The sequence below is a fragment of the Streptomyces pseudovenezuelae genome, from assembly GCF_001513955.1.
GTDB classification, from domain to species: domain Bacteria; phylum Actinomycetota; class Actinomycetes; order Streptomycetales; family Streptomycetaceae; genus Streptomyces; species Streptomyces pseudovenezuelae.
Map to the genome: position 1 here is coordinate 326713 of NZ_KQ948148.1, position 19419 is coordinate 346131.

The 19419-nt window shown below is 64.9% G+C and carries 12 protein-coding genes; 7 read left to right on the forward strand and 5 right to left on the reverse strand.

Features of this window, described 5'->3' with window-relative positions; translation table 11 throughout:
* Nucleotides 1–316: 316 nt before the first annotated feature.
* The 5 genes from AQI94_RS21915 to AQI94_RS42975 all read left to right on the forward strand — a co-directional run bounded on the left by AQI94_RS21915 (nt 317) and on the right by AQI94_RS42975 (nt 5284).
* Nucleotides 317–1162 carry a sigma factor-like helix-turn-helix DNA-binding protein gene (locus tag AQI94_RS21915; protein ID WP_031037199.1) on the forward strand — a complete coding sequence of 282 codons (846 nt, stop codon included), beginning with the start codon at nt 317–319 and terminating at the stop codon, nt 1160–1162.
* Between the two features lie 83 nt (nt 1163–1245).
* Nucleotides 1246–1971 carry a protein phosphatase 2C domain-containing protein gene (locus AQI94_RS21920; protein ID WP_234438767.1) on the forward strand — a complete coding sequence of 242 codons (726 nt, stop codon included), beginning with the start codon at nt 1246–1248 and terminating at the stop codon, nt 1969–1971.
* A 408-nt stretch (nt 1972–2379) separates the two neighbouring features.
* A complete protein-coding gene (locus AQI94_RS42965; RefSeq protein WP_078902579.1) occupies nt 2380–3453 on the forward strand; it encodes a DUF262 domain-containing protein in 1074 nt (357 codons plus the stop codon).
* Entirely contained in the window at nt 3450–4202 is a 753-nt protein-coding gene (locus tag AQI94_RS42970; RefSeq protein WP_078902580.1) for an MAE_28990/MAE_18760 family HEPN-like nuclease, read from the forward strand. Before AQI94_RS42965 ends, AQI94_RS42970 begins: the two co-directional genes overlap by 4 nt.
* The gene (locus AQI94_RS42975; protein WP_078902581.1) at nt 4199–5284 is read left to right on the forward strand and encodes a DNA cytosine methyltransferase; all 1086 of its coding nucleotides are present in this window, start codon (nt 4199–4201) and stop codon (nt 5282–5284) included. Before AQI94_RS42970 ends, AQI94_RS42975 begins: the two co-directional genes overlap by 4 nt.
* 362 nt (nt 5285–5646) lie before the next feature.
* Here AQI94_RS42975 and AQI94_RS44630 read toward each other — a convergent pair whose 3' ends face one another.
* A complete protein-coding gene (locus AQI94_RS44630; protein ID WP_158806137.1) occupies nt 5647–6279 on the reverse strand; it encodes a hypothetical protein in 633 nt (210 codons plus the stop codon).
* 256 nt (nt 6280–6535) lie between these two features.
* Here AQI94_RS44630 and AQI94_RS21925 point away from each other — a divergent pair, with 256 nt between their 5' ends.
* On the forward strand, nt 6536–7726 hold the full coding sequence (locus AQI94_RS21925; protein ID WP_031037202.1) for a pyridoxal phosphate-dependent aminotransferase: 1191 nt from the start codon (nt 6536–6538) through the stop codon (nt 7724–7726).
* Nucleotides 7727–8224: 498 nt separating this feature from the next.
* Here AQI94_RS21925 and AQI94_RS21930 read toward each other — a convergent pair whose 3' ends face one another.
* The 4 genes from AQI94_RS21930 to AQI94_RS21945 form a co-directional block, all read right to left on the reverse strand.
* A complete protein-coding gene (locus tag AQI94_RS21930; protein ID WP_225890238.1) occupies nt 8225–8671 on the reverse strand; it encodes a hypothetical protein in 447 nt (148 codons plus the stop codon).
* 50 nt (nt 8672–8721) lie between these two features.
* A complete protein-coding gene (locus AQI94_RS44635; RefSeq protein WP_051831888.1) occupies nt 8722–13215 on the reverse strand; it encodes a DNRLRE domain-containing protein in 4494 nt (1497 codons plus the stop codon).
* A gap of 848 nt (nt 13216–14063) precedes the next feature.
* Nucleotides 14064–15902, reverse strand: a complete 1839-nt coding sequence (locus AQI94_RS21940; RefSeq protein WP_031037209.1) for a GmrSD restriction endonuclease domain-containing protein — start codon at nt 15900–15902, stop codon at nt 14064–14066.
* 294 nt (nt 15903–16196) lie between these two features.
* Complete coding sequence (locus AQI94_RS21945; protein ID WP_031037211.1) at nt 16197–16910, reverse strand: hypothetical protein; 714 nt, start codon at nt 16908–16910, stop codon at nt 16197–16199.
* A gap of 380 nt (nt 16911–17290) precedes the next feature.
* Between AQI94_RS21945 and AQI94_RS21950 the strand changes: the two genes are divergently transcribed.
* The gene (locus AQI94_RS21950; protein ID WP_031037213.1) at nt 17291–19402 is read left to right on the forward strand and encodes a hypothetical protein; all 2112 of its coding nucleotides are present in this window, start codon (nt 17291–17293) and stop codon (nt 19400–19402) included.
* Nucleotides 19403–19419: the final 17 nt, after the last annotated feature.

Genomic DNA, 19419 nt, shown 5'->3' on the forward strand with positions numbered 1-19419 from the left:
GCAACCGGCGCAGCTCTTGAGCTGCGGAACGGCGAGACATGCGCGGTCACAGCCGCGCGGCCGTCTTTTCAACTCGGGGAGACGGGGCCCGCTTGTTGAGTTGTCAATCAATACGCGCTCACTTCGTACTCACCCCCTGCGGGGCTTTCCTCCGGGCGTCTTCGTGCAGGTCAGACAGCACGAGAACACTTCTCCCCGACTTGCTTAGGGGGGGTTGCCATCTCGCTTGTTAGGTACCGTAGGCAAACCCGCGGCTGCGCGCAACCCCCTCTCGCGGTACAGTTCGCTAGCCCCCCTAGGCGGAGATTGGAGCACTGTGCACGACGACATGAAGCGGGTTGCCGAGACTGCGATCCCGGTCGAGCGAGCTAAGGCTGCGATTGACCTGATGGCGACCTATCAGGGGTGGGTGCTGGAGCTATCCCGTATCCGCCGTGAAGCCATCGAAGAGGCGCAGGCATCAGGCATGACGCAGGCGGAGATCGCCGCAAAGTTGGGCGTAAGCCGAGGGCGAGTCGGACAACTGGCATCCGCTGGACCGCCCCCGGAGCGGGCGTTCTTCGGTACTGACCTGGTGACTGTCTCTCTGGGCGGGAAGCCTGAGGCGGGCAAGGGGCCCGACGAGAACCCGAGTGCGGTCGTGGTGCAGGAAGACCTCGACAACTTCGAGCATCTGCGCAAGCTTCTCGGCGGCATGAAGCTTGACGCGCAGTACGAGGTGATCCCACCGACTGGCATCGTCAACCTCAACCGTGACAACCACGTGGTCATCTGCGGCCCTCGGTTGTCCCCCATCGTCGCCCAGGTGCTGGAAGGGGACGACAACCTGCGGTTTGAGAAAGACCATGCCTGGCACCTGCTGGACCAGAGGACTGGTGATGAGTTCCGGTCCCCGATGGACGAGGACGGTTCCGCCGGCGACTTCGGTTACCTCGGACGCCTCCCGCGCTTGGATGGGCGCGGGACGTTCTTGTACATCGCCGGTATCCACGCCATAGGCGCGAACGGAGTCGTGCACTACTTGGAACACAACCTGGCAGAGCTGTACAGGGAGGTCCGTACACGGCGCTTCTCAACGCTGATCTCGTGCCGCTACGACCCCAAGACGCTGGAGGTACTGGAGAGCCGCCGCGTTACCCCGCTCTACCGACACGAGGGCTGATCATGCGAGTCTGCTTTGAAACCCAAGGTGGGGGAGCCAATGCCAACGAAGATTGGGTGGCGGGCACTCCCACACTCGCCGTGGTGCTGGATGGGCTCAGTACGGCTGGACTGTCCACAGGATGCCGCCATGGCGTCCCCTGGTACGTCGCCCACCTCGGAGGATCTCTTCTGACCGCTCTGGCAGACCTCGACCGGCCCCTCGCGGAGGGCCTCGCCGATGCCCTCGAACGCGTAGCGGCGATGCACCCGAGCTGCGACCTCAAGGACCCTGGGACTCCATCAGCCACAGTTGCGATCCTGCGGCACAAGCATGGGGTCCTTGAACATCTTGTGCTGGCCGATTCGCCGATCGTCTTTGACGGTCCTGAGGGCCAGACCGTGATCAGTGACCTCCGCGTAGACGATGTGTTGCCTGACCTGCGGGCGGAGGTCGAGAGTCACCAGACTCACACCCCAGGGCACAGGGAGGCACTACAGCGGCTCGTACTCGCTCAGCGGCAGGTCCGAAACACCAGTGAGGGGTACTGGGTAGCCGCTGCCAATCCCGAGGCGGCACAGCACACCCTGACTGGCACCACGCCCCTCAAAGACGTCCGCTCAGCAGCGGTCATGTCGGACGGCGTGTCGCGGCTGGTCACCGAATACGGCACGGCGACCTGGTCCGATGTCTTCGCCATGCTCCAGGGCGGAGGGCCACACAAGCTGATTGAGGCTGTGCGGAAGGTTGAAGCCACGGACCCCACCGGACTCCGATGGCCGCGCTACAAGTCTGGGGACGACGCAACCGTGGCCTACTGCCGGTGGTGAATGTGAGAGCGTCGCAACCCGGCAAGCACGGCCGACCGGCACGGTTAGTGGATCACGGATTCACGGACCGCACTCCGCCCCTCACGGCTTCCGTTCACGGCAACCGCAAAGCCCCTATGCGAATCGTGGGAATTGCCCCGCACCCCGGCTGCGCCGGTGTCCGCCCACATGGACAGGCCCGAGGGCATGAGTCACGCACCCTGCCGTCGCGACCCACGATGCGAGTCTGGCTACCAAGCTACATGCAGATCAGTCCCTACCTGGGCTAGCCAAGTCGGGCCACACTCGGGTGGATTGACTGACTGCCAATCCTTCTGATAGGTGGGCAGCCTATGGCATGATCGTGTGCCTGTTGACTGGCAGAGGGTCTGGCACTACGGCTCTTCGGGGAATGGGACGGACGGAAAAATGACGAACGACGATCCAGCGATCACGCCAGAGGCCCAAGAGGCGGCAGAACAGCAGATCGTTGATCAGTCAAAGCGTATCGATTTCTACATTACGGAATATTCGGTCGAGATTCTGGCCAACAAGATGCGCGACGGCGAATACGTGGTTCCCACTTATCAGCGTGAATTCACGTGGGAACATGATCGCAAATCGAAGTTCATCGAATCTCTCATCATGGGCCTTCCAATACCTTTTGTCTTTTTCTGGGAAATGTCAGATGGCAGACTGGAGATCGTAGACGGCTCCCAGCGCTTGCGCACGCTAGAGCAATTCCTCTTTGGTGAACTTAGGCTCACTGGACTTGAAAAGCTATCCCTTCTCTCTGGCTTCACCTTTCACGATCTGCCAGAATCACGGCAGCGCAAGGTTCGCAATAGATCGATTCGCGGGATCATTCTCAATGAGCACGCTGACGAGGCCGCCCGCCTAGACATGTTTGAACGGATTAACACTGGAAGCAAAAACGCGAATACTGCCGAAGTTCGCCGCGGAGCGCTAGCAGGTCCGTTCATGGAATTGGTCATGGAGCTGTCCGAAGACCCGCTACTTCAATCGCTAGCACCTATGAGCCCAAAGCGGAAGCTCGAACGTGGATACGACGAGCTCGTAACACGATTTTTCGCCTACAGTGATGGCTTGGCTACCTACAGGGATCGACCGTCCGACTTCATTTACGAATACACTGAAAAGATGAACGTCGAGTTCCGCGACGATCACAGCGCTGCCGAGAAGTACCGTAAGCGGTTCCATGAGACCATGCAATTCGTCGACCGCGTATTTCCTCACGGATTCCGCCGATCTGCTACTGGCACGGCGACGCCGCGAGCGAGGTTCGAAAGTATTGCGATCGGCTCCTACTTGGCCCTCAAGGAGCGCCCCGAGCTAGCGATGATAGACAGCGACAGAATCGCTGTAAGCGAGTGGACGCAAGGAACCGAATTCACGCGCGCTATTGGCGCGGATGGTGCGAACGCCCGGTCTCGCCTTGAAGGGCGAATCGACTTCGTCCGATCTCGGTTGGTGGCAGTATGAGCACAGCAGATCTGGTCACCTTCTTCGATGAAAGATTCAGCGAAGTCAGCGCTTATCTGGAACTACTGGAACAAGTAGAGATAGTAGCGCGTAATGGGCCACCCAAGCTTGCAGGCTCGGAATATCGCATCACGGCGCCACAGCAGAAAATCCTATACTCCAGCGTCTACCTTCAACTTTACAACCTAGTTGAAGCGACTATGGCCAGGTGTATATCCGAGATAACAAAGGCGGCCGCCGCATCCGCGAAATGGCAGCCGCACGAGCTTAGCGACGAACTCCGCCAGGAGTGGGTCCGCAGTTCCGCACGAACTCATGCAGACATGGCCCCTGATAGCCGATTGAAGTACGCCCTCCAAATGACTGATCATTTGGTCAACCAGCTGCCTATCCGCGACTTTGAGATTGAGACTGGTGGAGGTGGAAACTGGGATGACGAAGCAATTTACGCGATGGCTAAGAGATTAGGGTGTCAGATTACCATCAGCAGCACCACTCTCGCGGGCGTCAAGCGTGTAAGACGGGACGGCATGGGCTCAATGAAGTTGGTCAAGGATCGCCGAAATAGCTTGGCTCACGGTTCAATTTCATTCGTAGACTGCGCCGATGGTATCATTGCGACGGAACTTCGAGAAATGTCGCAACAAGTTGAGAGCTACTTGCGCGAAGTAATCAAATGCTTTGCCCACTATATTGATTCCTACATCTTTCTGCGGCCGGAGATACGGCCGAATGGTGGCACACCGTGAACGACCGTATCCCCGATATCGCTGCCGTAGACCTTTTCTGCGGCGTTGGCGGGCTCACTCATGGCCTTGTCAGAAGTGGCATCAATGTTCGAGCGGGCGTTGACCTTGATCCGCATTGCAGGTACCCATTCGAAGCGAACAATAGCGCACCATTCCTCGAACGCGACGTGAATGAGCTAAAGGCTGATGAACTCAAGTCTTACCTGAGCCAGGGCGATTACTCATTGCTGGCTGGGTGCGCGCCATGCCAACCCTTCTCCACTTACAGTCAAAGCGGGAGAAGCAAGAAGCGCGGTTTGGACTGGCAACTGGTTCTAAAGTTTGGCGCCCTGGTAGCCGAGCTGCAGCCGGATCTAGTCACCATGGAAAACGTGGCGCAGCTCGCCCAACATGATGTTTTCGCAGATTTCTTGAAGTACCTGGATGGATATTCCGTTCACTATTCCATTGTCGAGTGCTCCAAAATTGGCGTTCCTCAGTCGCGCAAGCGGCTAGTGCTAATCGCCTCAAAACTGGGCGACGCTGGATTGAGCCTGGCAAGCCAGACCAACGCTCCCCTTCGAACTGTCCGGCAGGAGATCTCGAAGCTTCCCGCCATCGCCGCCGGCGAGCAGCACAGTCGCGATCCTCTTCACACCGCGGCTTCGCTCAGCGAGATGAACATGCGCCGTATAAGGGCATCTAAGCCTGGTGGAACTTGGCGCGACTGGGATCCAGAGCTGATTGCCGCATGCCACCGAAAGGCCACCGGGGCCACGTACCCAAGCGTCTACGGCCGGATGGAGTGGGATGCTCCCGCACCCACCATCACCACACAATGCTTCGGCTTTGGTAATGGCCGCTTTGGGCACCCAACGCAGGACAGGGCCATCTCCCTCCGTGAGGCCGCCATGCTGCAAACCTTCCCTAGGAACTACAAGTTCCTCCCTAAGGGAGAGCAGGTTCGATTCAATCGCCTTGGTCGACTCATTGGCAATGCCGTTCCGGTTCGACTTGGTGAGGCCATCGGCACGGTAATCATGGAGCATGTTCGATCAGTTGAAAGTGGTAAAAAAATGGAACCTTCGGATCGGCTTTTTTGACCCACTTGGGTGTGCGCGAAGGTGCTTACTGGCGATCATCCGTGGACAAGAAATGGCTGTCGCGGCTCGCTTGTGCCGCTGAATCGTAGAAATCACCGAGGGGAAAGCGGACTCCGGAGCAGCATGCGCCATGAAGGTACGGAGAAATCCGTTCGCGCACCTGCCTCAGACGAGCGCTGTGAATCGGCCGGTGGACTTTTTCCCTTTCGGACAGAGCTTGCAGTGCTCTGAACCATGTGGTTGGCAGAGCAGTCCCTCTCTAATCATCTTTTTGACCCCTTTGGCTGGCAAGGGACCTTGCTTCGCCGCTTCTCGGGCCCTACGACGGGCTTCTATGGCGAGCATCTTCCTGTAGCGCGCATTCACGACGGCTTTGGATTTGCGACCGACCATTGCTTACGTGCCTCCTTGTCTTTGCACCAACCTCTGACGTAATAGCACCACTGAACCACCCCTCCAAGGACGACAGAGATGGCGGCGAGCCAGCGAGGGATGTTCTCGCCCGAGCGTCCCATCGGAATGAGAACAAGGCCGATTCCGACCGCAAGGCACACGATCCCGATGTGGTAAGTCCACTCAGCCGCCCACTCCCACTTACGCGCCGTGCGAGCGTTCTCAATCTGTGCGTGTCGGAGCGCCTCCGATTCGTCCGCGGTAAAGACGTGTGGAAGCCATTCCACAATTTCCGCGTGGGAGTACATGAGGGCCCGCGCATTGAACCCGCATTGAACACATGCAACGAGAGCGATGGCAGCGAAGGTGAGAGTAAATAGCGCCCATCCGGGATACCGGATCATGTCCGGGGCCTGCGCAATGACGCCGACGGTGGCGGCGGAGAAACCAGCAAGGAGGGCAGCTGATCCACTAGCCATTGATTGCCGAGCAGCGGTCAGGCCGATGGGCGCCGGTCGGTACCAGCGCGGTTCGGGCGCGGCAGGGGGCGGCGGCTCAAGCTGATCGTGCGGGCAACGTCCCCAGCAGATGTGCAGGCCCACGAACCTCACCTACCTCATGCCTCTCACCCATGGTTGGACGTGGCATGTCACGCCGCAAGTGGAGCAGTCGGCAACGGTGTGAGCCTCATGCGAGCCCCCATGGCTGGGCCGTCTGTGGGCCGTCCGACAGCGGCCAGGGGCGACAGAAGACGACAATCGGCGACAGCTCTCCCCTGCTCAGAGAGGGCGCCTCGGATGCCAGCGCAGGTGCTCGTACGCGTAGGTGAGTTGAGGAACTCCAGAGCTTGGGCGCAGGATGGCCGGCATGACCTCCAGCGCGCGCCCCCTGCTCAACCGCCGTCTCGCCGAGTTCGGGACGACGATCTTCGCCGAGATGTCCGCCCTGGCTCTGCGGACCGGCTCGATCAACCTGGGGCAGGGCTTCCCGGACACGGACGGACCCGAGGAGGTCAGGGAGGCGGCGGTGCGGGCGCTGCGCGACGGGCGCGGCAACCAGTACCCGCCGGGCCCTGGCGTCCCGGAGCTGCGCGCCGCGGTCGCCGCGCACCAGGAGCGCCGTTACGGGCTGGTGCACGACCCCGACACCGAGGTCCTGGTCACGGCCGGCGCGACGGAGGCGATCGCCGCCGCCCTGCTCGCGCTGGTGGAGCCGGGCGACGAGGTGGTCGCGTTCGAGCCGTACTACGACTCCTACGCGGCCTGCATCGCGATGGCGGGCGGGACCAGGGTCCCGGTCACCCTGCGGCCCCACGAGGGAAGCTTCCGCCTGGACCTCGACGAACTGCGCGCCGCGGTCACCGACCGGACCCGTCTCCTGCTCATCAACACCCCGCACAACCCCACCGGCACCGTCCTCACCCGCGCGGAGCTGACGGCGATCGCCGAGCTGGCCGTGGAGCGGGACCTGCTGGTGGTCACGGACGAGGTGTACGAGCACCTGGTCTTCGACGAGGCCGAGCACATCCCCCTCGCGACCTTCCCCGGCATGCGGGAGCGCACGGTCACGATCGGCTCGGCCGGCAAGACCTTCTCCTTCACCGGGTGGAAGGTCGGCTGGATCACGGCGAACGGCCCACTCGTCTCCGCCGTCCGAACGGCAAAGCAGTACCTGACGTACGTCAGCGCGGGCCCGTTCCAGTACGCGGTCGCCGAAGCTCTGCAGCTGCCGGACTCGTACTTCGACGGCTTCCGCACCGACCTCCGCCGCAAGCGCGACCTGCTCGGCGACGGCCTGCGCGCGGCCGGCTTCGAGGTCTACCAGCCGCAGGGCACGTACTTCATCACCACCGACATCACACCCTTCGGCGAGAAGGACGCGTACGCCTTCTGCCGCGCCCTCCCCGAACGCTGCGGCGTCGTCGCCATCCCCAACTCCGTGTTCTACGACGACCCTGACGCCGGCCGCAGCCAGGTCCGCTTCACTTTCTGCAAGAAGGACGACGTTCTCCAGGAAGCCGCGGACCGCCTGCGACGACTGGCGTCCTGAGCCACCAGAGTGGAGTCCAGGCGTGCAGTCGAAGGCGTGCCGCTTGAGGGGAGTACCAGCTGTACAGCGTCAGGTAGCCCAACTTCGGAGTTCGCGCGCTGGCGTGTGCGTCTCTGTACTGCGGACACATCCGCGAGGTCAGACGTTCGCGGAACCAGGAACGGCCCGAGTGTGGCCTCGATCCCTCGGTGACCGCTTCGCCTTCTGCAGGCGCACCGATGCGCTCACCGCCTGAGAGCGCGCTGGACGACCACCGTGGACGGACGCCGTTCCAGCCGATCCGCGGGGGGGGGACGCTGCCCCGGTCGCCTTTCTCCGGGCTCACCGAGCAAGGAACAGCCGGGACGCCGTAGTGAGGTGCTCCTCGCCGCGCTACGCGTGTATGGCCCTCAACCGACCGGCGTTGGATGGGCTGTCAGCTGTGAGGGCGTTGAGTGGGGTGCAGGTCTGATCAGCGCCCCTCCACAGCCGGATGCCGGCTGTGGAGGGACACACGTGTCAGGAGGGTTCGGAAGGTGAGGCCAGCGACTTGAGGTGATCGCGCCAGGCAGCGGTCACCCTTGACGGGATTTTCGTGGTCAGCCCGCCGTCTTTGGTGAAGGCGAGGCCCCGGCTGTAGGCGCCGCCACCGCAGCCGTCGGACTGGCGGGTGAGCTTCACGTCGGAGGAAGCGTCGATCTCGGGACTGCCACTTCCCTTCGGAGTGACGCGAAAGCGGACCGTGCCGAGGTCGGCGTCCACGTCGTCGGGGAGAGGCAGGTTGATTCGGGTGATGTCTTCCTGTTCGAGCTTGTCCTTGACGCATTTGCCGCCTGCGCACAGTTCGTAGGAGGCGCCCGCGAGGTCGGTGTAGCCCTGCTGGAGGAACATCACGCCGATCTGCGAGGTGACGCCGACGCCGGCGCACGGCTTGGAGCTGCTGCACGCCGACGCGGTCACCGCCACGACGGACACGATCGCGAGGACTCCCAGCCTCACCGTTCGTCTCACCACCTTCACCACTTCTTGACCCCTCCCGGGAGTGCCTTCTCTGCCAGCGCGATGTCCGTGAAGAACACCGTGCACTTGCCGTCCCAAGCGTCACTGCACTCGCCGTCGTCACTCACCGACTTGCAGCCCGCGCCCGAGATGATGCCCTTCGCGTTGACGTGGCCGTTGGACTTCACGGTGTAGACGGGGCCGCCGGAGTCACCGGAGATGATGCATGCTCCCGAGTTCTTCTGGCCCACGGTCAGGTTGTGCGCCACGTCCCCGTTGCCGTACTTGAACCGCTTCTTGGTCTCGGTCACCTTCCAGCCGCACACCTCGCTGGAGCGGCCGCCTCCGGTGCAGAACTTCTGTCCCTTCGACGACCGTGTGGTGAACCGGTTGTCCACCCGCCGCATCACACTGTCGTGCTGGTAGATACGTGCGGACACGTTGTACCTGTTCTCGATGACCTCGATCAGCGAAAGATCTCCCGAATAGTAGTTCTGGCCATGGAGTTTCACCGAGCCCCTGCCGTTGGCGTAGTTGTCGACGTCGACGAACCCGACGGTGACCGAGTCGTCGGTACCGGTGCGGTCCCAGCTGTCCATGTATCCGTCGGCGTAGGTGCAGTGCCCGGCGCTGACGATGTAGGGGTGCCCGTTGTACGTCCAGGCGAAGCCGGTGGTGCATGCGTTGATCTTCCCCGCCGCATCGCCTGCGGCCCAGTGGGACTCGTAGCCGGCTCCTCCCTTGTAGGGGTTCTTGTCGGTCCAGCGGGTCGAGGTCTCCTGGAGCTGGGTGACGCCCGGGTTGACGCGAACCGTGACCGTGTCGATGCCGTATCGCCGGCCGAGCCCGTCGGTGAGTTCGGGGTTGTCCGCGGCGATCTCGACGACGACCTTGTTGGTCTCGGCGTCGACGTCCGCACTGGCGAGCGCGGAGGCACCGGGAAGGTCATCGTCGTCGAGCAGCAGAACCTCGTCGGCGATGGAGTCGAGTTCGGCCTGGCTGTGGTCGACGACCTTGGTCGTGGGAATCACGGTGGCGTCGGTGGTGGTGACGGAGCCGGCCACGTCGTCCTCGGTCGTGGTGGTGCCGTCGGCGGCCTCGTCCGCGTCGTTCAGGGTGGAGTCGTCGCCGCCTTCGTCGACCGGGACATCGGTCAGGGAAATCGTCGCGGTGGCGTCGGCCTTCGCGTCGCTGTCGGCTACCGGGGCGACGATCTTGCCGGTGTCCTGGTCGAGGTAGGGCGGTGCGAGGGCGTCGGGAGATGCCTCGGCCCGTTCCTCGGCCGTCTCCAGCGCGTACGAATCGACGGAGGTGGGTGAGGCCAGGCTGTCGAGGTCGGTGCCGTGGTCGGTGACCTCGACCCGGTTCAGCAGGACGGCGACGGACGCGGAGGGTGCCGGGGTATTGGCACCCTTGAAGGTCGCTCGCAGTTGGAGGTCTCCATCGTCGGTGACGGCGTCGGTGGTCCAGGTTAGTGCCGGGGTGACACCGGCGCTCATGGCGACCGGCCAGGTGACGGCGGTGCCGTCGGAGGCGAGGGTGACGGCGGAGGCCGGGATGTCCGACCAGCTGTCATTGTCGCCGCGCCGGTACTGGAACGTGGCCCCGGTCAGGTCCGGGGGTCCGGCCGCTGTGAGGGCGACCGAGTGGCCGATCTCCTCGCCGGACAGTGGCGTGGTGAGGCCGGCGGCGCCGACGTGGAAGGTGTAGACGGTCGCGGCGGAGGTGTTGCCTGCCTTGTCGGTGGCCGTGACGGTCAGCTTGTGGCTGCCCTCGCTCGCCGGGGTCAGGTCGATCGCGGCGGCGGCAGAGGCGGCGACCGTGGTGGCCGTACCGCCGTCCAGGGCGTAGGTGAAGGTGTCCAGGCCCTTGTCCGCGGACGTCAGCGTGAACGTCCCGGTGTCGCCCGCGTCACCGGCCCAGGCGTCGTCCGGGAAGTCCGGTGAGGAGACCGCGGGCGCGGCGGGCGCGGCGGTGTCGACGGTGAAGCGGTAGTGGGCCGCTGGTCCCCAGGTTCCGGCCGAGTTGACGGCGCGGACGTGCAGGTACCAGGTGCCCTGTGCGACGGTGCCGGTGTAGCCGGCGGTCGTGGAATCGGCCGTGGTGTCGGGGACGGTGGTGGCACTGGAGTCCACGGTGTAGCTGTAGCCGGTTGCTGTGCCGCTGGTCGTCCACGTCGCCTTGAAAACGGTCGCCTTGTAGGCGGCGGTCTGGTCGGGGTGGGTGGAGGAGGTGACCGTCGGCAGCAGGCCCAGGGTGGAGTCGACCGTGAAGGCGTAGTGGGCGGCGGACGCAGACCAGTTGCCCGCCTTGTCCCTGGCCCGGACGTGCAGATACCAGATGCCGTCGGCGCTCACCGTGGTGGCGTAGGACGCGGCGCTCTGCGTGGTGCCGGTGCTGCTGGGCAGCGTCGAGCTGCTCTGGTCCACGGTGACCGCGTACGCGGACACACCGGAGGTGTCGCTGGGCGCGGTCCAGGTGAAGGCGGCCGTCCGGCCTGCGTACGTGGATGCGCTCAGTGGGTGCGTGGACGAGGTGACGGTCGCCGCGCCCGGGGCTGTTGTGTCGACGTTGAAGGGGAAGGTCTGGGTGGGTGACCACAGTCCGGCCGCGTTCCGGGCGGCCGCGTGGACGTACCAGGTGCCGTCGGTGCGGTCCGTGACGGACACGGCCGCGGAGGTCTGGGTGACCGTGGTGCCGGCGCTGGTGGCCGGGCTCTGGTCGACTTTGACCGCGTACCCGTTGATACCGCTGGTGTCGTCGGCGGTGAGCGTGCCGGTGAAGTCGTTCGCCGCGTACCAGTTGGCGGGCGAGCCGTGGCTGCTGCTGGTGATGACGGGCGCGGCGGGGGCCGTCGGATCGACGGTCAGGGTGCGCCAGGCCGACCAGGCCTTCGACAGGTCGGTCGTGTCGTACGCCTTGACCCGCCACTTGTACGTTCCTGCGGGCAGCGTTCCCGAGGTCCAGGTGCCTATTCGTCCGGACAGTACGTACTTGGAGTTGCCGGTGGCCTTACGGGTCGTCAGGCCGCTGTCCCAGACCTCGAAGGTGTAGCGGAGCTGGTCGGAGTCGGCGTCCGTCGCCCTGGCCCACAAGGTGGGGGTGGCGTCGGCAGTAGCGACTCCGCTGAGCGGGAAGAACTGCAGGGCGGTGCTCGGGTACGAGTTGTAGGTGACGGTGAGGTGCGGCTCGGTGGCCGAGTCACCCGAGGCGTAGTTCGCGGAACGGAAGCGGCGCCAGGTCAGCGAGTCGGTCTCGCTCGCGCCGCGCACCTGGATGCCGTAGTTCGTGGATCCGTCGGCCCAGGACTGGACGATGTCGTCGATGTCGAAGTTCACAGTGCCGGCCGGGCAGTCGTCCGAGTAGCCCTTGGCGGCGGTGTTGGTGACCGCGTCCGTGGTGGCGGTCGAAGGCTGGTCGTCCCACGTCACGCTTGACGACGACCAGGACGAGGTGATCCGCCGCACCTGGGTCCCGGCGCCCGACGTCGAGCACGAGGAGGACCAGTACGAGTACAGGGCCAGGTCGGAGTCGGTGATGTGCTTGCCCGCGAAGTCCGAGACGTCGAACTTCAGGTACGAACGGGCCTTGGTGGAACCCGCGTTGTACGTCCCCGACTTCAACTCGGGCGACGAGATCTGCGAGTCGGTGTAGTTGGTGGCCACCCACGTGTCCGTGGTCACCGCGAGGGTGGAGGTCGGATCCACCGTCACCGGGTAGGTGGCCGTGTCCAGGAAGTCCGCGTCCGGGGTGAGAACCAGGGTCTGCGACCCGTCTGCAGTGGTCTCGATGTCGGCGTCCACCCGGGCCTGGTTCTCCGGCTCGCCGGACAGCTCGTCCTTGCTGGAGTCCCACATCATCGGTGCGGGCGCTTCGGCCACCAGGTCACCGGAGGAGTCCTTGAGCAGCAGGTGCCCCGAGTCGGCCTCGGAGAGGCGAAGCCCGTGCAGTTCCAGGGGGATCCGGTACGACACCGGTCCGTCCGGTGCCTGGTCGAGGAGCACGTTCTGGGAGAAGCCCTGGGGCAGCGCGGTCACCTGGAGCGTCTCGCCCCCGCTCAGCGCGTACGAGGCCGTGTCGCCGTCCACCGTGGGTGTGGGCAGCTTGTCCTGCCAGCCGAGCCCGAAGCTCTTGCCGTCGTCCGACACTGAAGCCAGATCGGTGTCACCGCCGTCGGAGACCGTGATGTCCGCAGCGGCCGTCTCAGGCGTGAGATCGGCACCGGTGTCGGACAGCGTGGTGTCGATGTCCTCCCACTTGCCGTCCTCCTTCACCCGGATCTGCGCGGCGAATGCCTCCGCCGTGAGCGTGCCGTCGGGATTGGCGTACGTCGAGCCCGTCTCAGTACGCTTCGAGAGGATCTCGATGCGGCGGTTCTCGGCCTGGGCCAGCACACGGGCCGTGCTCTCGTCCTCGGCCTCCGCCAGACCGAAGTCCCGCTGCTCGGCCGCAGCCGAAGCGGTGGAGTCCGAAGGCGTGTCGTCGGCCGCCGCCTGGCCGACAGATGACAAAGCACCACCAGTCAGGGTCAGCACCAGCATCGCCGCCGTGACGGCCGTTGCGCGCGTTGATCTGCCCCCGGGTCTGAAATTGTGTCGCATCAGCGACCCCTCCCCTGTTCATGCCGGGCAAAGTGCGTCCGGCATGGGGGATTTTCACAAAGACCACTGTCAGCAGGGCGACTTGACGAATCATCACATACAGCACCTACACGACAACTCGCAGTTTCGACCCAGTCCGGTCTAGTCCAAGCGGACATGGCGAGATGTCCGATTTGAGCGATAGTTGAATTTCATTATCTGCCGAGAAGCGACGTTAATCGCCCCTATAGACCCCAGAGGTGGGCCTTTACACTTCCTGCCGAATGCAATGGAACCGTAATACCAAAGGACTGCTGTAGTGAAAGACGCAGGTCACTCGACCCCGGTACTTGATGTCCGCTACCTGACGGTGACGTAACGGCAGCGGTAGCCGGTCGCCGTCGCCCAGCATCTGGCCGGGTCCCGGTCGGCCTTCCTGCGGTAGAGAAACAGGCGGACCCGGCGTCAAGGCGGCCACACCGGGCCTGCGGAATCCGTACCCACGGCCCCTGAGCCATGAGCACGGATTTCGCGATGAGCGGGCCGCCGGCCTCACTACAGCGGGGTCTGCTCGATGCCGATCCGCTCCCGGTCCATGTGGCGGCCGAACGACGACGACTTTGCGCTGCGCTTTGGCGATCCGGTCGGTGATCTCCTTGCGCATCTTGCGGTAGTACGCCGTGGAGATCTCCTTCGCGGTCCACCTCTGGTTCAGCTCCCCGCCGGGAGTCGAGCAGCGCACGGACAGTGCCGCTGTTCCATGCCTTGCAGCCGGGTGATCACAGATCGTCGGTGTCGTCCGATATGTCGAGGCTGATCTCCGCTCCATGGACGGTCGATTCGTCATCCAGAATCGCCTTCCCCATTGCGGCCGAGATGCTGCCGAGCAGCGCAGCCTTGCGGGTGGCAAAGAACCCGACGAAGTCATCAGCGGCCATGAGATGCGGTTCAGCTAGGTGGGAACGGATACGCTCGGCGACGCCCTCGTGCTCGGTTTCTGCGGCCTTGACCAGCCGCCCCAGGTATTCGGAGGGGGCTGCGCCTCCGATGATTCGGTTGGTCCGGGCAGTCAACGGGGTCTTGTTGATGATCGAGTTGTAGACAGCCGGGTCGAATCCGGCCTTTTCGCACCAGCTCTTGGGAAAGATGTGGTGGATGTCGATGGACTCGTCGAAGTAACCGGTGACCTCGGCCTTCTCACCGGTGCGCCAGTCCACGGCTCCCGCCTTCAGCAGCAGCGCGTAGATCCCCTTGTAGGCAGCGCTATTGCGGGTCCGGAGGGTCAGCAGCCGTCCGGGAGCGAACTGTGCAGCGGTCACGGTCCGGGGCTCGACCGCATGGCCGTGGATCCAGTCGACGACGTCCGGCAGGTCCTGGCTGAAACGGGTCTCGGTCGAGCCGCCGTAGAGCTCACCGAACACGCCGCACCAGTACCAGCGGGCGAGCTTGTTCTGAGCTCCAGCGCTCTGTGCGGCATCTCCCGCGAGGGCCAGGATCGCCGCGAGAGGTATCAACTGGGTTCCGTAAGGCAGGAACTTCGTATCGAAGAGGAACTGCTGGTGCAGGAATTTCGCGGCAGTCTTGAAACCGGCGATGACGGACGGCGCGAAGCGTACGTAGTCCTCCAGCGAAAGGGCGAGCATGTCCTTGCGCTTGCAGCCGATGCGCGGCAACCGCTCCTCCTCCACTCCTCGTTCAGCCTCGTGCCTGCGCCGCTCGGCCGTGGCCAGCAGGGTGACAGCCTGAAGGAAGTCGGTGTTGGAGACCTCGCGCAGAATGCGGTACTCAGGTGCCTTCCAGGCAGCGCGGCATTCCTGCTCCCAGTGGTTGCGCAGATCGAATTCGTCCGCAGCGTAGGTGGCAGTCAGGAGTTCGAAGACGGTCAGGGTGACCCCGCCCGTGTTGACCTTCTCGAACACCTGGCACACGGCTTGGCGCGGAGTCGCCTGCCCCAGCTCGATGACCGGGACATGGTAGAGGTCGAAGGGTCGGACAAATTCCTTGCTGAACTCGCGCCACAGCTTGCGTTTGACCTTGTCGCCATCCCAGTAGTCGGTGAATTCGTCGCCCCAGTCCCCGCCGTCGAAGACTGCATGGAGCGGGAAGAGATGTGCCTCGTACTCGCGCTCCGGAGTCGAGTAGTCCTCGATGACCTGGCCCCGGAAGTTGAGTACCTTGCGCGATTCGGGCAGGAAGCGGATGGCGTCCTCGCGGTCGGCGTTCTCGTCGAGAGCCTGGACCATGTCGACGTAGAACCAGCCCGACGTCCGCTGCTTGCGCAGGTCCTGGGTAACCACCGGGCCCTTCAGCTTCAGGGCCTGGAACAGCGAGGTCAGTCGCTGCTGCCCGTCGAGCACGAGCGACTCCGGCTCGGGCTCACCAACCGGGGTCGCCCCTTCGATGGGCCTGTACTTGAACCGAACGTCTCCGCCGGCCTTGAGCAACATGACCGTTCCCACGGGATAGCTCAGCGAGATGGATGCCAGAAGGCTCGCAATGTTCGGGTAGGGCCACACCCAGCCCCGCTGGAACTCAGGGAGTTGGGCCTTGCCGACCTCGACCTGCTGCAACAGATCGCGCAGCGGTCTCTTGTCGATGCTGAACGCTTCGTCGGCCACGTCGGCTCCTTGAGGCGGCTGGCCGACGAGGGATCCCGAGGCCAACTATTCCGTGTTTCTCCCAAATTACTAGGGGTCACGGCCACGGTTGCCCAAGATCCGGAACAAACCGGATCCAGTGGGCGCTCCTGGTAACGGAGTTGAAGGTGTGGGTCAGTGGACAAGCCCACTGCCGTGCACCTGCGCCGCTCCGCCACCCGTCGCCGGTCATTCGCCCTCGGGCAGTCCCAACTGTGCTTCCAGGCCAGTCAGGTACTCGCCCATGGGTCCTAGGGACATCGGCGACGACTCGTACTAAACTGAAAGGTTGACCTCGTACAGCTTGTAAGCGGCCTCGGTCTCCCGGGCCGCCGCGCACGCTTCCGCGAGAGCCCGGACCGCGCGCCCCCGGTCGCCGGCTTCCACCGCCTCGACGAGGTCCGGCCACAGTGTGTCGCCGATGTGATCGACGATCTCCTCGACTTGGGCTGCGGCGCGCCGGGCACGGTCCTTGATCGCCTCCCGTTCGGATTCGGCGCGGTGTTCTGCCTGATGGGAGTCCCGTTCGTCGGAGTCCGTCCAGTCATGGTCACCCCAGATCTCCTCCCACCGCTGCTCCGCCTTCGCCAGGTCTGCCTTGAAGTCGCGGTCCAGGTCCTCCTGGGTGAGGCCAGTTTGCTCCCCGGCGTCGTCCTTCTCGAAAGCCGACAGCGGCAGAGTCAGATCAGGCAGGGATTCCCCATCGCGCAGCGCGGTGAGCAGGAGGACGGTGTCGATCGCGGGAAGGACCTCCTCCACGTCCACCATTCGTCGCAGGGATGCGACGGACTGCTCGACGGCCATGTAGTCGTGTTCGGCGATCTGGTTGTCGAGATCGCCGTGAAGATCGAGGACGGCGCCGCCGATCGTCTCGATCTCGTCCATGCGGCCTGCGATCTCCATGTCGAGACGCTCAACGATCTGCCGCAGCATGCGAACGTCCTCGACCTGCTCCTCGAGCTTGGCCACGGCTTTCGCCAGATCACCCATCCTGTGCCCCCTTCTCAACAATCGCCAACTGCCCCTACAGGCAGGCTAATGACGAAGCCTGCGTGATCCGCTGCCATCCGGCCACAGGGGCGGGTGCCTCCTGGATCACTTCGGCGGCCATACTCACAAGAGAAGCCTCACCGAGTCACGCGGCGATCCGATAACCGGGATTATCAACGCGGAGCAGGCACGAGAATCGGGATCGTCGTATCGTTCTCTGGCGGCGGGCGAAGGCCGCGGAGGCGAAGCCGGCGAGGTACTGACCGGACAGGGTCAGTCGTGCGGCTCATGCGACAAGAGATGTACAGGAAGGGGGGCATACAGTGGCAAGTGGTCCGTTGGAATCGACGCTACGCGCTCCTGTCCCTCTCCTGGTGTCGATGTCCGACATCGCGACGTTCGCCCGGGTGAAGCGCCCCGTCGTGTCCACCTGGCGCCGACGCTACCCGGACTTCCCCGCCGTCGTGTCCGAGAACTCGGGACGGCCCCTGTTCGACGGCACGCAGGTGACCGAGTGGCTGATCGCCTCCGGGCTCGGCAACGCCGCCCCGCGGGAGCTCCGATCCGAGCTGGCCCTCTTCGGCATCATCGCGCTGCGGGACCGTTTCACGCCGTGGCAGCTCGTCGAGACGCTCGGCAGCCTGCTGTGCCTGCGCCGGCTCGACGGCCGGCCCCTGGCTGACGACGCGAACGTCTCCCCGGCCTCCGCCTCCGACGCCCAAGCCGACGAGGCCCTCTGGTCCGCACTCCTGCGCCGGGCCGAACGGATCGACGCCGAGGACGATTTCGTACTCCGCGAGCTTCGCGCCATCGACGCCACGGCGGCCCCGCTCGCCCGCCTCGCCGAGGACCTGATCGAGTCCGCCTACGACGAGCACGGCGCGTACGAGTGGCTGCTCGCCGCCCGCTCCCGGCTCGGACTGGACTCCCTCGCCGCCGACGCGGTCACCCCGGAACTGCGGGGCCTGCTCACCCAGCTCACCGACCTCAGCCTCCGCCTTGAACAGGGCGAGTCCCTCACTTTGGCCGACCCGCACGCCCGCGCCGGCGACCTGCTCGCCGCGCTCCTCGACGACACGGAGGACCGCGACCGCGTCACGGTCCTCGCCGCTGACCCCGACGACCGGCTCACCCGCATCACCCGCCGCCGCCTCCTGCTGGCGGGCGTCGACGAACTCGACCTCGACGTCCAGACCGGTACCGACCTGGAGGAACGCTTCGCGGACCCCGACCTCGTCGTCACCCAGCTCCCATACCGCCCCGGCGAGGACCGCTCGGTACTCGCCGCCCTGACGGAGCTCGAACGCGTCGCCTACCTCCTCCGCCCTGGCTGCACGGCCGTCGTCCTCGGACCGGCCGACGCACTCGTCGACGAACTGAAGAACACCGAGGCAGCTCAGCTCCGCTCGGCCCTCCTGCGCGAGAACATCGTCGAGTCGGTCATCTCGCTTCCCGGCGGGGTCCTGCCCTTCCGCCCCGGCTACCGCCCCGCGCTGTGGACGCTCACACGCGGACCGGTCCAGGCGGCCGAGGGCAAGGTCTTACTCGCCGACATCAGCTCGGAACAGCTCACACCGGGCGTACGCATGCGGCTCGCCGAGGACGTTCTCCTCTGGCGAGCGGAAGGCTTCCGAGGACTCGACGGTCACGATCCTCGCTACGGCCGTGCGGTCCCCGTCGCCGACCTGGACCGGGCCTTCGGCGGTCCCCTGACTCCGCCCGCGCCGCCGGCGTCCGCGATCTGGTCCGACAAGGTCACCGAACGCCCTGCTCTGATCGCCGAGGCCGAGGCACGCCTGGAGCGGGCGAGGGCGGACGCCCGGGAGTACGAGGACGAACGGGGCCCGTACCGAGGGGCCGTACTGCGCAGAGTCGGCCGCCTGCCGGAGCGCACCACCCTGGGCAAGCTGATCACCGCACGCAGGGTGACCCGACTCCCCGGCCACCGCATCGACGACAAGCACCTCACCCGGGACGGCCACCACACCGTCCTGGGCCCCGAGGAGATCACCGGCGAACGGCCCGTGGGCGACCGCCGCATCGACCGCCTGCTGCTGGCCACGGAGTACGAACGGGCGGCGCTGACCGAGCCCGGTGACGTCGTCTACACCCTGGCGCCCCGCCTAGGCGTGTACGTCGACCACGACGGCTTCTCGGTCGTCGCGTTCCCGGGCCGCATCCTCCGGGTCAACGCTGACGCCCGTCGCCCGCTCACGCCCAGGGTCCTCGCAGCCCTGCTCGGCGCGGCTCGTGGCACCGCCCGCAGTCCCAGCGCGGTACGCCCCGCCCGCCGTATCGAGGACTACCAGGTGCCCGACCTCGACCCGGACGAGGTGCTGCGCTTCGACGCCCTACTGGCCGAGACGGAACGTCGGGAACGCTTGCTTCGAGCCCAGTCCGACGCCCTGGCGGAGGCCCGCAGGTTGACGATCGCGGGCCTGGCCGACGGCACCCTGACCCTCGGCGAACTACGAACGACCAACCCCACGTAGCCCATCCACCGACACCG

What these genes read in the sequence shown, in the direction of transcription:
- AQI94_RS42965 (WP_078902579.1), top strand. Translation starts at nt 2,380, where the DNA reads ATGACGAACGACGATCCAGCGATCACGCCAGAGGCCCAAGAGGCGGCA.
- AQI94_RS42970 (WP_078902580.1), top strand. Translation starts at nt 3,450, where the DNA reads ATGAGCACAGCAGATCTGGTCACCTTCTTCGATGAAAGATTCAGCGAA.
- AQI94_RS21925 (WP_031037202.1), top strand. Translation starts at nt 6,536, where the DNA reads ATGGCCGGCATGACCTCCAGCGCGCGCCCCCTGCTCAACCGCCGTCTC.
- AQI94_RS21945 (WP_031037211.1), bottom strand. Translation starts at nt 16,910, where the DNA reads ATGGGTGATCTGGCGAAAGCCGTGGCCAAGCTCGAGGAGCAGGTCGAG.
- AQI94_RS21950 (WP_031037213.1), top strand. Translation starts at nt 17,291, where the DNA reads ATGTCCGACATCGCGACGTTCGCCCGGGTGAAGCGCCCCGTCGTGTCC.